7 protein-coding genes are annotated in these 13,552 nt (G+C 50.1%); all 7 read right to left on the bottom strand.

The window, feature by feature from the left end; all coding sequences use genetic code 11:
- Positions 1-25: 25 nt before the first annotated feature.
- The 7 genes from ACMXD4_RS13430 to ACMXD4_RS13460 all read right to left on the bottom strand — a co-directional run bounded on the left by ACMXD4_RS13430 (position 26) and on the right by ACMXD4_RS13460 (position 13,545).
- Entirely contained in the window at positions 26-886 is an 861-nt protein-coding gene (locus tag ACMXD4_RS13430) for an HDOD domain-containing protein (protein ID WP_415878413.1), read from the bottom strand.
- Positions 879-5,990 (bottom strand): EAL domain-containing protein, encoded by a 5,112-nt coding sequence (locus tag ACMXD4_RS13435; RefSeq protein ID WP_415878414.1) that lies wholly within the window; start codon positions 5,988-5,990, stop codon positions 879-881. Before ACMXD4_RS13435 ends, ACMXD4_RS13430 begins: the two co-directional genes overlap by 8 nt.
- Before the next feature lie 13 nt (positions 5,991-6,003).
- The gene (locus ACMXD4_RS13440) at positions 6,004-6,471 is read right to left on the bottom strand and encodes a YfiR family protein (protein ID WP_415878415.1); all 468 of its coding nucleotides are present in this window, start codon (positions 6,469-6,471) and stop codon (positions 6,004-6,006) included.
- Between the two features lie 135 nt (positions 6,472-6,606).
- Entirely contained in the window at positions 6,607-8,592 is a 1,986-nt protein-coding gene (locus tag ACMXD4_RS13445; protein ID WP_415878416.1) for a TonB-dependent receptor plug domain-containing protein, read from the bottom strand.
- 388 nt (positions 8,593-8,980) lie between these two features.
- Complete coding sequence (locus ACMXD4_RS13450) at positions 8,981-10,048, bottom strand: hypothetical protein (RefSeq protein ID WP_415878417.1); 1,068 nt, start codon at positions 10,046-10,048, stop codon at positions 8,981-8,983.
- A gap of 56 nt (positions 10,049-10,104) precedes the next feature.
- Positions 10,105-12,903 carry a class I adenylate cyclase gene (locus ACMXD4_RS13455; RefSeq protein WP_415878418.1) on the bottom strand — a complete coding sequence of 933 codons (2,799 nt, stop codon included), beginning with the start codon at positions 12,901-12,903 and terminating at the stop codon, positions 10,105-10,107.
- Positions 12,904-12,945: 42 nt separating this feature from the next.
- Positions 12,946-13,545: a histidine phosphatase family protein gene (locus ACMXD4_RS13460; RefSeq protein WP_415878419.1), complete on the bottom strand. Its 600-nt coding sequence runs from the start codon at positions 13,543-13,545 to the stop codon at positions 12,946-12,948.
- Between the last annotated feature and the right edge of the window lie 7 nt (positions 13,546-13,552).

A 13,552-nucleotide genomic window follows, 5' to 3' on the forward strand; every position in this document is an offset into this window, starting at 1 on the left:
GTAGGACTTGTTTCTCAGACACTTTTTAAGGAAACAGCACTTTCGCTAATTCCTGAGTTTTTAAATATTGGCTTTGCAGGTCGGCAAATATCTCAGCCTGACAGGCCGGGCTGATGCTCAGTTTCTCAAAGGCCGCGACTGGCCAGGTTTCTTTATCGTCGAACACACTACCCACCATATGCGTCGCAGCGCCGACCAAAGCTGCCTGCCGCCAATAGCTGCCTTGATAACCCGGATTACGATGGTAACGAATAATCGCCACCAACGCTTCGGGTATTCCCCAGGAAATGGTCAGATGCGCCCCGACTTCGCAATAATCGGTATGCAGCAATTTGCGTAAGGCTTGATTCAAGTCCAATTCGGGATTGGCTTGTTTAAAACGCAGGGCTTGGTGGGTTTCTTCGGGCATGATGTCAGCCATGCACAGCAAGCCGATATTGTGCAGAATGCCGCCGGTGTGCACGGTTTGCGGCAAGTGTTCATTGCCCCGCTCGGCCGCAAGCTCGTCGGCCAGCGCGCGGGCAGCGTGCGCCACCAGCATGGTACTGATCCAATAGCGTTTGATATCGAAACTTCGGCAATCCCTGATATTAAAAGGCTTCATCACCGCCAAACCGATACCGACGCCTCGGACAATATTTAATCCCAATTTCAAACAGGTTCTTTCCAATGATGTCACCGGTTCGCTGGAGTTGTTAAACCATGCCGAATTGGCCAAGGCAATCAGTCGCGACGAAATCGTCGCATGCCCAGCCAGAATCTTGGCTAACCGGGCATAATCCAGATTATCGTCGGACAAGGCTTTGACCACTTGATGAACGTCGTGCGGCAGAGAAGGCAGCCGTTTAATATCTGCGAAGCGTTCCGGCAATTCAAGATCAGTCATAATTGTTTCGATGAATATCGTTATGGGCTGGTTTGGAGTGAATAAATTCCAGCCGGAAATCTTTGTCAAACATGGCCGGCACTTCGGCGGCAGTCAAAGGTTGACTAAACAAATAGCCTTGCACCACTTGGCAGCCCAAACCGCTCATCACCATCGCTTGCTCTATGGTCTCCACGCCTTCCGCGACCAGCGAGAAATTCATCGCATTGGCCATGCCGATAATCGTCCCGAGCAGAATCGGGGTTTGCGGATTGAACAACACGTCCTGAACAAAGGTTCTGTCGATTTTCAGACAATCCACCGGCAACTGCTTCAGCGACGCCAGCGACGAAAAGCCGGTGCCGAAATCGTCTATCGCGATTTTCACTCCTATGCCCTTTAGTTTTTTAAATATCTCTAAGTCTGCCGCCGTTTGCATGGCACTTTCCGTGACTTCGATTTGTAAATAGTGAGCCGGCAATTGGGTATGTTTGAGGATTTCCCGCAACGTGAACGGAAATTGCGGATCGCGGAAATGGCTTGCCGAGACGTTGACAGCCGTGGTGAATAACGGCAGCCCTTGATTTTGCCAGGCAATTAATTGTTCGCAAGCCTGTTGAATAGCCCAATCGCTAATTTTACCGATCAAACCCAAAGCCTCAGCCAAAGGAATAAACTCGCCGGGCCCCAACAAACCGCGCAACGGATGTCGCCAGCGCACCAAGGCTTCGAGACCTATCATTCGCCCATCCAACATACTTACCTGGGGCTGATAATACAATTGCAATTGCTGGTGCTCCAGCGCGTCGCGCAACGTTTGCTCGTCTTGCATGCGCTTAATCGCCAGGCCCGTCATCTCCGGCCGATAGTAAGCGTAGCGCTGTTTGCCGGCGCTTTTCGCTGCGTACATGGCGGTGTCGGCGGCTTTCATCAAGTCGTGCTCGTTCTCGCCATCTTTTGGATAAATAGCAATACCGATACTGACGCGGGGCTTTAAATGGTGGGTATCCAAAATTAAAGGTCGGTTGATTTCCTGCAAACAGCGTTCGGCGATTTCCATGGCTTGAAATTCGTCGGTAATGCTGCTGGCGATGATACAAAATTCGTCTCCTCCCAATCGCGCAGCAAAGTCTTCTTCACGTACCACGCTTTGGATACGTTGGGCGATCGCTTTCAGAAATTGATCGCCGACGTTATGTCCAAAGCTGTCGTTGACATACTTAAATTCGTCCAGATCCAGGAATAAAAACGCAAACTCCAGCTTGCCGCGCGCCGAGGCTTTGATGGTCTGTTGAATACGCTTGTGATAATGCACACGGCTGGCCAGGCCGGTCAACTCATCGAAATACGCCAACTGGTGGATGATTTTTTCCGATTGCTTTTGCTTGGAAATATCCTGCACCGTCCCGGTGACAAAACTCTGCTGTCCGCTGCTGATCATGGCGGTATCCTGGCGGACGCTGATGGGCGTTTCCAGATCCGGCCGCAAGCGGTACTCGACATACTCGACCTGTTCGCCCTGGGCAGCGGCCTCTATCAAGGTCTGCACTATTTTGCGGTCCGCAGCCTCGATTAAATTCAAATAGTTACTGAGCTCTCCCCGAAAATAGTCGGCCGGCATTTGGCACATTTCCGCTAAAAACGGCGATATTTCGAATTTGTCCTGCCGCGGATCCCACGTCCAGTAGCCCAAACCGGCGATGCGTTGCGCAGCAGACAGTTGCTGCTTACTGTTGCGTAATTCCGCCGTGTCATGGCTGGAGCGCAGCAGAAAACGGATGTGATGAATCAACACCACATGATTAAGCGGTTTAATGATGAAGTCGGTAGCGCCGACCTTAAATGCCCGATTTATCGATTCTATGTCTTCCAAGCCGGTAGACATAATGATGGGAATGTCGGTCATGGCAGGGTTGGCGGACATGCGCCGGCAGGTTTCAAAACCGTCGATACCCGGCATAATCGCATCGACTATGACTAGATCCGGAATGGCCGTTTCCAGCAAGAGCAGCGCCGCTTCGCCACTCTCGGCCTCCACGACGTCGAAACCCGAGGCTTTTAACTGTTCGCCGGTAATCAATCTGAAGTTTGGATCGTCGTCTATCAGTAAAATTCGCTTGGCTTCCAGCGCCAGGTCGGCTACTCGCTTATCCATGCCGGCTTGCGGCACATCGGGCTGCGCTACGCTGGCATTGGCAATAACACGCAGCTCGGCCAAAGCCGCCGGCAATTGCGCCTCAAATTCCGCCAGCAGTGCCGGAATTGCCGCAAGATCTGCTTGGCGGCCGGCAGCTTCCAGTAATCGGCAGGTTTTAGACAAGTCCCTGGCACCCAGATTGGCGCTGGACGATTTGAGGGCATGAGCCATATCGGCCAGCAAATCCGCCTGCCCATCGGCAGCGGCTTGTCTAAGTTTTTCGGCTGTTTCCGGCGCGGTTTGCAGATAAAGTGCGATGGCCTTGTTTAATAAACTTACCCCATTCGCATCGTAAATATCCCGAAGCTGAGCCAGATCAGCCTGGCAAATCGGTCCGGGGGTAAATTCGCCTACCATCGCTGCGTCTTGATATGCCAGCGGAGCCGGCTCCAGTGCATTATCCGCAGCATTGGGTAGCCAATTTATCAATAAATGGCGCAGTTGCTCTTTGCTGAACGGTTTACTTAAATAGCCATCCATGCCAACCATTTCACACTGATCGTGTATGCCTTTTTGTACATCGGCGGTTAAAGCGATAATCGGAATTCGGGTCGAGGCCGTGGCTTGTTCATGCTCGCGAATTTTGATGGTTGCGGAAAAGCCATCCATAACCGGCATATGACAATCCATCAAAATTAAATCGTAACGACGCCGGCAGGCGGCTTGCAACGCTTCCTGACCGTCTGCAACCACCTCCGCGATGCAGCCCATGCTTTCTAAGAAGCTTTTGACCACTTCCTGATTAACCAAGTTATCCTCAGCCACCAAAATGCGCCCGGATAACTTAATTTGCTCCGGTGTTACAGCGGAAGGTGCCGTTTGCTCGACGGGTGCGAACGTGGCGATTTCCAGCAAGCAATTCAGCAGACGTTGTTGGAAAACCGGTTTGTTCAAATAAAAGCTGATGCCGTATTCGTGGGTCAGGCCGGTTTTAATGCTGACATTTTCGGAGCTGAGCATGATTAAAGGCAGTTTGGGAATACGCTGGTCGCGTTGAATGGCCTTGGCCAGCGTCAAGCCATCCATCACCGGCAAATGCCAATCCAGCAGAGCAACTTGAAACGGATTATTTAAAGTAGCCGCCTCGACCAATAGCTTTAGCGCCCTGGGGCCGCTATCGACGGTCGTAACATGGGCGCCCCATAGCGAAACTTGATCGTGGAGTATGTCGCGGTTTATCGCATTGTCATCCACTACCAAGATGTGCAGACCTTCCAACGCGCTGGTATCGGCACGTTCGATGTCGGTCTGGATGCCCAATCCCAATTCTAAGTCAAAGTAAAACCGGGAACCCCGACCGATATTGCTTTCCAGCCCCAGACTACCGCCCATTAATTCGACTAATTGCTTGGAAATCGTCAAACCTAAACCGGTCCCGCCATAACGCCGGGTAATGCTGCCGTCGGACTGCGTGAAACTATCGAAAATTTCCGCCTGACGCTCAGCGGCAACCCCTATGCCGGTATCGATTACTTCGAATAATAATCTGACTTTATCGCGGGCCGCGTTTTCCGGAACACTCACCTTAAGCTGCACATCGCCTTCTTCGGTAAACTTGATGGCATTGCTCAGCAGGTTAACCAACACCTGCCGTAATCGTTCCGCATCGCCCTGCACAATAAAGTGCATTTGGTGCGGCAGATTCAATATCAGTTCCAGGCCCTTACGGTGGGCTTGCTCAGCCATCATTTCGACGGTGTCTTCCAATAAGCGGCGCAGATCAAATTCCTGAACGATCAACTGCAATTTGCCGGCTTCGATTTTGGAAAAATCGAGAATATTATTGATGATGCTGAGTAGCGAATTGGCGGAACGGTAGGCAGTGTCGGCAAATCTGGTTTGCCGATCATCCAAACCGGATGACATCAACAACTCGGTCATGCCCAACACGCCGTTCATCGGCGTTCTGATCTCATGGCTCATGGTTGCCAAAAATTGCGATTTGGCTTTACTGGCTTGTTCGGCTTGCTCTTTGGCGGAGAGCGCTTCGGCGATGCTGATACTCAGCTCTTGATTTTTTTCTTCCAATTGCTGGGTACGTTCGATAACTTGCCTTTCCAAAGAATCTCGGTGCATGGCTAGTTGATCATCTCTGAACTGGATTTCGGCTAGCATGGCATTGTACACATCGGCTAAATCACCAAATTCGTCGTTGCTGGTCTTGTTAATCCGATGCGAAAAACTCTTCTCATGTCCAACCGATTGCATGGCATCCATCAGTTTGAGTAGGGGCGCCAAAAATATTTGCTGCAATTTGGTGGTCAACATACCGATTAAGACCATGGTAAATATTACGATCAAACCCATAGTCGAATAAAACGCTTTTAATATGGCGTAGAAGCCGCTTTGGTCATCCACCAAATGCAATACCCCTACGACGTCACCATCCAGTTCTATCGAACGGACAAAATGCAGATTATTGTCCTCATCGTATTTGAATACGTTTTTTTCCCCAGACTTACCGTCAATATTATTGGTATAAGGAAATAAGCGCTCATACCAATAAGCGAAAACTTCGCCGATAAAACCATATAGGCCTTCAGAACTAGGGAGGGATTGCGCATCGTTTAATAGCGCGGAAGCTTTTTCCGCATCCCAATGACTAATACCCAGTTTTTGCGAGTGATAGTCGGCAAATAACTTGCCTTGCTTATCATATAATTCGGCATTTAATATGCTGTCCCGGGTTTTCATACTATTCAGCATAGTATTAGCCGAGACCGTATCTTCAAAAACCAGTGCCGCTGAAATATTCGACGCAATAATATTGGCAATTAATACCAGCTGCTGCTCGGTATCTTTCTTTTTGGCATAATATTCATTCACAACAATCGCCGTGCTTGCCGAAAACAGCGTCAACACAGCGATCAAAGTCATAATAAGTACTAACTTGATCTTGATAGGCGCATTGTTAAACCATTTAAACATGCGATTATCTCTCCTAATTATCGCCGACAATTTTCGCTAAGCGCAGAAGGCTGGAACTAATCGTTAGCCCCGAGCTTTTAACCGTCGCAAGATTGATATGTAACTGTATTTTTCCATCGGTATTCACCATAGCCACCATGCCCCCCGATTCGATAAAATTGGCTTCTTCACCTATCGTCAACACCGGAAACTGCCTGGTATCTAAAAAAACTTGCGACAAAACACTATTGGATAATTCGCTTAAAAACAGAATATGACATTGACTTAAATTACGTAATTTGTCCGAATTAATTATTTTAATCACTCTATCCCCAACCGCTTTACCGCTAATTGAATCAAAAGATTGCAGTAATGCATTGTCTCCTACCAAACAAACCTGCAGGTTATTTCCGGAATTGGCAAACGCCTGCTCCGGCCATTGCGTAAAACGGGCAAAATTAAGCGTCAATGCGGCCAACACCGTATATTGCTCAAGCGCCAACGGCGCCGCGCAAGACGCGCTTGAACTAAATAACATTAATGCCAACAGATAAATTTTTATTGCGTTTTGCATATCCGTCGCAACAATAATCCAACTAAATAGAAAAAATGCAAAACAGTCTACCTGCCAGCGGCATCAGAAATTCCAACTGATTTTGCCGTACATACCCCTATCAATAAATGTTGGCAGTACCAGGTTTTCCTGTTGATATTCCAAGTGGCTATTAGTTAATAAGTTTTGGCCTACCAATGATATTTCCAGATCAGGTTCGGGGCGCCAGGCCAAGCGCGCGTCCATCGTCACATAATCGGGTATGTAACTGTTGCCGGAAGCTGTTGCTGCGGCATTGTTGCCGACGTAGCGAAACCAAACATCGAAGTCCAAATCCGGCCGAATATTGATCGCACTGCGTAAATTCATGCGCTGCTGCGGACTAATGCCCACCACCGCCATTGCGGTTTGCGGCACTTCGGTTTTAAGCACGCTGTAATTGGCGTCCCACCGCCACCAGTCCAGCATTTGCCAGACTGTCGAGACTTCGACACCATAGGTCTTGGCTTTTAAATTATTACTAAAGGGTAAAGGCTGGACCAACACACCGCGAATAGGATCGAAATAAACGGCGCCTTGGGAAGCGTCGCGCATGTGCGCGTAATCGTTATAAAACGCCGTCACATCCACCGATACGGATTTGATCATGGTGGTGCGGTAACCCACTTCGTAAGCAATCACATCTTCGCTACGCAAGCTTGTGTTACCCTCCAGCGCCAGTTCCACCGGTATAAAAAATGGCGATGACGGCGGCACAACCGCTGTCGTCAAGCGCATATTGGCTTCGCCGCGCGAGGGCGTGCGCACTGCTCTGGATACCCCGGCCCAAAGCCGATGATTCAGCGCCGGCGCCCACATTAATCGGGCGGTGGGCTGGCCTTCAAAGCCGGTGAAATCGTTATGTTCAAATTTGTTGCCCAAGGTCAACCACAGCGTTTGGTCTATCAATTCCATTTCATCCTGGACGAATGCGCTGAATAACTGATTTTTCCGGTGAGCAGGAGACATGCTGAATATAGTGCTACTTTCAAGGCGATCCGAGGTTAGTTGGTAACCCAGCCCCCAAATCAATTCATGGCTATCAAACAAGCCGAAGCGATGCTGAAAATCCAAGTCAAATGTATCCCGCCCTTCAGACATCCATTCCTCATTGCGCCGATAATAGTCGTAAAACAATTGTAGAGACATGTCGGACTGGGTGGAAAACGTGTGCTGCCAACGCCCCATGATATTGCCGCCGTAAGCTTCGGCTTTGTCGCGGGCGGTTAAACTATAGGGAGACACCACGCTGGGCTGGGACAGAACCTGGTTGAGATGGCTATGATAAAGATCGCCCTGAAATTTAAGTTCGTCTGCTGACGACAACTGAGAATCTATGCGAAACCCGCCCTGTACTTTGTCCCAATCGTCACCGGCACCATGGCCTTGCGCATTGGTATTTTGATCGCGTTTGAACCCCTTGGCATAAACCCGGCCAGTGGTATCCTCGCCCAGTTTACCGCCGTAACGAAATGCGCCAAACCCCTGTTCCTCTGTACCACCGCCGGCAGCCACCAGACCACCCTGCGTTTTCGAACTGTGTTTGGTGATGATATTAATCACACCGTTTACCGCGTTTGCACCCCACAGCGTCGCGCCCGGCCCCCTGATCACCTCAATTCGTTCGACATCCTCCATCATCACATCCTGGTTTTCCCAGTAGGTACCGGAAAACATGCGGCTATAAGTATTGCGACCATCGATCAATACCAGTAACTTGTTGGAGAAACGCGCATTAAAGCCCCGGGAACTGACCGCCCACTTGTTCGAATCGATACGCGCCACGTCAAGGCCTGGGGCCATGCGCAGTGCCTCGGGAATACTGGTCGCGCCCGTTCGTTTGATGTCATCGTTGGTAATGACAAATATCGCGGCCGCAGAATCGTTCAGAGCTTGGGCTTTTTTGGACACTGAAGTCACTTCAACATTCAGCAAGTCTTCCACATTCAGCTCAAGTGCGTCTTGAGATGCAGCCTGCAAGACGCAGGCGTGACCAGTTAATACAAAAAATCCGGCAATATATTTTTTCATAGGGTCTTATGAGCAGTACTTTGAGTCATTCAATCTTTATTAATCAGCAATCCCGGATACCTGGATTGCGACTCCGGCATGCGGTTTGACTATCAACCGGCCTTCATATCGACAGCGAGGGACATTCCCACAGCTTGGGGGCCTTATAGGCCGCGAAGGGAATCAATCCGGATTCGCAGGAACAGCAATAATTGAGGATCGGGCTAACCATAAAGCATGGCGTGTCATGATCGTTTCGATATTGTTTTGCAATGTGGGCAAGTCTAGCTCAATTATCGAATTCAGACAGATGATGGGGCTGGCATGAGAGGCTTCCGTATCCATGCTCGGCCAAGCCGGAAAAAAATGCCCCGACTCGGCCGCAGGAAAATCATGGGAAATCTTTGTTTCAAGCCAGGAAATTAAGTTGCTGCACGCTGCCGGCTTGGCCTTGTTCGGTTAAATAGATACCGCTACTGGCAATTTCACCCAACGCTTGATTGGCGGTGTCTTTTAGTTGAAACGGCGTCGTCAAGTGACCTAAGTAAATCGCGCCGACATTTTTATCACCCAGCGCCAATAATTGCTGCGACCCGTCATCATGCCGCTGCCAGATGCGGAGTTGTTTATAAACGGCATCACCGGAATCGATAAACTGATTGTTATCGTCGTCATAAGCCGCTAAGTCTGCAAAGCCGTTGCCGCTGCGCGGACCGAACAATTCCGAACCGTCGTTGATCAGGCCATCCTGGTTTTTGTCCAATGCCAGCAGACCGCTGCCGGCTTTCAAACCGGCTATTTGATCCAAACGACCATCAGCATCGATATCGAATTGAAATCGGCTGCCGCTTAACTCTGCGGCATTGCCGTCGAAATTGATAACCAAAGGATCGGTTTTCACCGCGTCGCCGGCGCGGATACTGAGATTGGATTCGGTATAAAAGCTGCGGCTCATCGACATTGACACTGAAAAACTCAGCGTTTGCCCATCCCGGGTAGTGATACTACCTTCTGCGCTGAAATTAGTCGTTTCGCTTTCGAAATAAGACTCGGATTTGTGGTAGACCAGTCCATACCCTTCGCGCTCGGGGACTGATGTTGCCGGTGCTTGCTGCGGGGCCTGAATGGTCACAGAGTCGGCTTGCCCCTTGAGATCATCCGGTGCGAATAATTCAAAGTCGCGGCCGGTAATCTCCTTGACCATGCGTCTAATGATTTGCAACAGCAGATTATCTTTGGAACTGAGCGCCCTATCGGTATCCAGGGTTTGCGCAGCGGTTGCCGAAGTTTGCGCCGACCGGCTGAGATCAAGGGAATCTTGAATGACTTTGCGCGCGGTTTCGGGACGAGTCTTTCGCGCTGCATTGGGGGTATCTTCCGGCTTATCGATCCAGACCCGCAGCGATTCGTTGCGTTTGCTGATCTGTTGCGCTTGATGCTGACTTTGCAGGTGGACGGCGGAATTCTGGATAATCATGGCAACCCCCATAGCTCGACTGGTGTGAGCTAAATATCGGCTGCGACCCTGAAATATTAAATATTTAGTTTGTCTTCTATTTTTTGCTTGTAGTTTAGGAAATGGGCGGCTTGTAACTGCTCGTTTCGGTCTGTTCCCAACAGACGACAAGGTACATCTATTTCGGTGATGTGAAACGGATAGTCGTCGCGGTTTTTCCGATAGCCCAGTATGTGGGCGCGAATCGGTTTGAAGCTATCGGCGTTGGCGACAGAAAACTTTTGTTGGTTACAGTAAATCGCAATTGCACCGTCCTCATCGGTCGCTATCCGCACTCTCAGATCCATCACACTGGCGCCGAGTTTGACCGGCACGGCCTGGCAAGATAGCACTCCGGCTGAATTGCGCTGGATTTCGTAAAATTTGACACTCAAACCATCCGGCAATTGCGCGCGCGCCAGCAAGGTGCCTAAAAACACGGAATAGTGCGTGATGACGTGCTCAGGATTGGCATTGCTATGCTGATGGACAAACAGCGCGCCTTTTTCATCAAGCACATAAACACCCACGTGTTTGCTGGTTGCATGATAAAAAACCTGAATCACATCAGCCAAATTCTGCGTATATAAAGACGGAATATAGGTTTGATCCAGTACGTAGGCATCAAAAAATACTGCGGAAAATTGCGGATTAGGCTTGGCTAATTCATGCAGCAGTTGATTTTGCGTGTCCAGCCGGTAATAGCCGAGGCTGCCGTTTCTGAGTTGGAACAAGCCATAACCGGTCTCGGCAGCCACGATATAGCGCTGCAAGCCGTCCCGAGCGGATGCAAAAAATTTTAGCAAATTGCCGAACAAAGATTCGATGCGCAAGAGGATGCTTTTGCCACGTACCGGGTTGTAACATAGCGCTTGGAGTTTATCGGCAGACAAGGGCGCGGCGCTGTTGTTAAACACGTCAACGAGGCAGTTAAATACTCCCTCTATGCCTATATAGCGCTGCAAGCTGGCCTCCCCCCAACTGGATACCGACAAGCGCTGAATGCTCTGGATGAAACACTGACGGCTATCACCGTAACTTAACGGGTCTGAGCGTTCGCTCATCACCAACTGTTGATTGTTCGCGTCAATCGCCAAACTTTCGCCGAGGTTTATCAGTAACAAGGACGACGAGACGCGATTCGGCTCGCCGTAAACCTCCAGATCGTTCTCCCTGCCCGGCAAATAGCGGCTTAGAAACGCATTCAACTCATTAAACAGTTGATATAAATCATTATTGGCAATTTTAAGATTGGGAGTCACCAGTTGCAGATTGAGCGACTTTTTGTACAAGCCGTTTACCACGGCCCAGCATAAAACTTCGAGCAAGCTCTCGCCGGATTTAATCGCGCTTTCCAGAGAGGCTTTCTGTGACGCCGCCCGGTCATCGTATAAACACCAGCGAGGCGGAGCGTCGTCAGTCAGGACTTCCACAGCTATCAGCAAATCGGGTTTGGCGTGGACCGTGGTTCTGGTGGTGAGCACTTCAATTTTATCGGGACGTAAATCCAGGGTGGCCCGCAATTTCCGGCCGATCAATTTCAAGTCTCTGTTTTCCCGCTGCGCCTGATCCAATGGCAAACCAGAAAACTTTAAAATCATCCGCAGACATTGTTGCAATTGATCGCGAATCACCACGTGCTCGACACTGGCTTTCTTAATGTCCCAAAATTTTTGGCTGGCCAAATTGTCCAGCAAATCCTCCGGCCATTCCCATTGATCTGCCACACTATGCAGATAATCTTCACGCTGCAAGCGCACTCTATTCTCCGTGAGATTATCGGACGCGGCCATGATCTTCATGTAAAAACATTCCCGAATCAGATTCAAGCGGCGTTTGGACTGAGCCTGGCGCAGATAGGCATCCACTTTGCGGTACATCAGCAGGTAAGGATCCAGGCTTTCGACACTGAAATCGCCTTGATACACCGCCTGCTTCAATGACAGACACAGCCACTGCGGTTCGGGAAATTCGCTGGCATAACTTTCCATCAGCAGCAGCTTCAACAAGGACTTATGCGGGGATGTCAAAGACTTGTAGATATGCCAAAGCGTCGCACTGACGAATTCCGCCATCGGCATATCTTCTAGGCCGCCGAAATCGACGACGTCGGTTTCGGAGATAAACCGGTTTTCCAGCAAATGCGCGACATATTGCTTATAGTATTTTTCCTGTTGCGGCGGCACCAACCACCAGACCGGTATCCGCCCGGCGATGTAAATCGAGGTGCGGTAAAACTCTTCCAATAACAGATAATGTTGGGTTTCGCCGCTACTCTCTTTAGAGATCGGCGTATTTTCGCCGCGCAAAAACTGCGCCGCATCAACCAGAAAAAAATGCGTCTCAATTTTTAAGGTCGCCGCCCATTTTTCCACTTCCTGGGCTTTTTGCCGCAATTCGTTTAATTCATCCGGCGCCAAAGTGGATGAATGGCAAAGCCAAATATCAATATCGCTGTTTTTCGAAAACGCCATACTCCCGACGCTACCCATCAAAAAAATCGCCTGGATAGGATAGTGTCTTAAGGCCTTGCGCTTGTAGACAAAGCCTTTGGAAAACTGCTTGGCAACATCTATAGTCTGCTTGTTGGGCGTGTAATCGGGAATACCCGCCGGGCCTTCCAGCGACACGAAACCGGGCAACAAGGGATGATTTTGATGAAACAGTAACGGCAGCAGCTTTAAGAAATCCTGTTGGCGCGGCTGCAAAAAACTTTGTACATGTTGCAAACGCAACTGATTGAAGTGCTTGAATCGTTGGGCAACTGCATATAGATCTTTTTTGCTGATCTCTTCGCCCGGCGCGCCTAAATGGATGGGTAGGAATCGATTGGTCAAAACGGCCGCGCCTAAATCAAGTGTAAGGCCAGTATAGAAGAATCAAACCGGCTTGTGAAAATTAAGCTGGACGAAGCGCCCGTTACCGTCATCAAAACAGGTAAAACGGGTTAAACAGGCGTGCGGCAAATCGATATGAAAACTTTGGGTAACCGGCAGTTTGAAGGCTTCCGCAAATATTGCTCTTATCACACCGGCATGGGTTACTACCAGCACGCGGCGTCCAGCCTGCTCAGCCAATAAACTTTCCCAGCCCTTCCTGACGCGGGCGGCGAATGCTTGGTAGCTTTCCGCGTTCGGCGGGGTGAAATGGACGGGGTCTGTATAAAATGCCGCCAGAGCGTCGGGCCAGCGACTGGAAATTTGCTCGGCGGTTTGGCCTTCCCAAGCGCCGAAATCAATTTCACCCCATGCCGGTTCAATCACCAAATCCTGTTGCTGTTGTTCGCACCAGGCCGCGGCAAAGGAACGGCAACGGCGTAGCGGCGAGCTGATCACCACATCCCACTGCCCTGCCCCGCATTGGCCATACATCTGCCGCCAACCGCGTTCAGTCAGCGGATCGTCGGTGATTCCGCGATAATACGAACCGCCACGGGCTTCGCCGTGTCGCAGAAAATCGATTACGGTCGACTGATGCATCGCGATG

Origin of the sequence: Methylomonas sp. TEB, from assembly GCF_047777895.1 — a bacterium.
Classification (GTDB): domain Bacteria; phylum Pseudomonadota; class Gammaproteobacteria; order Methylococcales; family Methylomonadaceae; genus Methylomonas.

Bases quoted from the DNA above. Each gene is read 5' to 3' on its own strand.
- ACMXD4_RS13430 (WP_415878413.1), bottom strand. From the start codon at position 886: ATGACTGATCTTGAATTGCCGGAACGCTTCGCAGATATTAAACGGCTG.
- ACMXD4_RS13435 (WP_415878414.1), bottom strand. From the start codon at position 5,990: ATGTTTAAATGGTTTAACAATGCGCCTATCAAGATCAAGTTAGTACTT.
- ACMXD4_RS13445 (WP_415878416.1), bottom strand. From the start codon at position 8,592: ATGAAAAAATATATTGCCGGATTTTTTGTATTAACTGGTCACGCCTGC.
- ACMXD4_RS13450 (WP_415878417.1), bottom strand. From the start codon at position 10,048: ATGATTATCCAGAATTCCGCCGTCCACCTGCAAAGTCAGCATCAAGCG.
- ACMXD4_RS13460 (WP_415878419.1), bottom strand. From the start codon at position 13,545: ATGCATCAGTCGACCGTAATCGATTTTCTGCGACACGGCGAAGCCCGT.